Origin of the sequence: Megasphaera cerevisiae DSM 20462 (assembly GCF_001045675.1) — a bacterium.
Classification (GTDB): domain Bacteria; phylum Bacillota; class Negativicutes; order Veillonellales; family Megasphaeraceae; genus Megasphaera; species Megasphaera cerevisiae.
In genome coordinates this window covers 1-631 of record NZ_LEKT01000168.1, presented here as the reverse complement: position 1 = coordinate 631, position 631 = coordinate 1, and the positions used below count along the sequence as shown (strand labels likewise).

The 631-nt window shown below is 35.3% G+C and carries 1 protein-coding gene; it reads left to right on the top strand.

Annotation, left to right across the window (positions count from 1 at the left end; translation table 11 throughout):
• On the top strand, nucleotides 1-631 hold a 631-nt coding region (locus tag AB840_RS15565; protein WP_048515713.1), incomplete at both ends, for an oleate hydratase.

Below are 631 nucleotides of genomic sequence, written 5' to 3'. Positions count from 1 at the left end.
GTTATTTCTTATATTGAAAAGTTAAGTAAACGTGATGTGTTATCTGGTCGTACCGTTACAGGTGGGATTGTAACAGTAGCTGACTCTAGTTGGCAACTTAGTTTTACAGTCAACCGCCAACAACAATTTAAAGAGCAGCCTAAAGATCAAGCCAGTATATGGATATATGCATTGTACTCTGACGTCAAAGGTGATTTTATTAAAAAACCAATCACTGAATGTACAGGTAGTGAAATATGCCAAGAGTGGTTATATCATATGGGAGTGCCACAAGATGAGTTAGTTGAATTGGCACAAACAGAATGTAATACAATTCCTGTTTATATGCCTTACGTGACAGCTTACTTTATGCCAAGAGCATACAAAGATCGTCCATTGGTTGTTCCTAATGGCTCTAAAAACTTAGCATTTATAGGTAATTTTGCTGAAACAGAACGTGATACAGTATTCACAACTGAATATTCTGTACGTACGGCTATGGAAGCTGTATATCAATTATTAGAAGTAGACAGAGGTGTACCTGAAGTGTATGCTTCTGAATTTGATGTACGTGTACTTATGGATGCTTATTATCAATTAAACGATCGTAAATCATTACCTGAATTAGTTAATAAGAACTTTCTTAAACGTT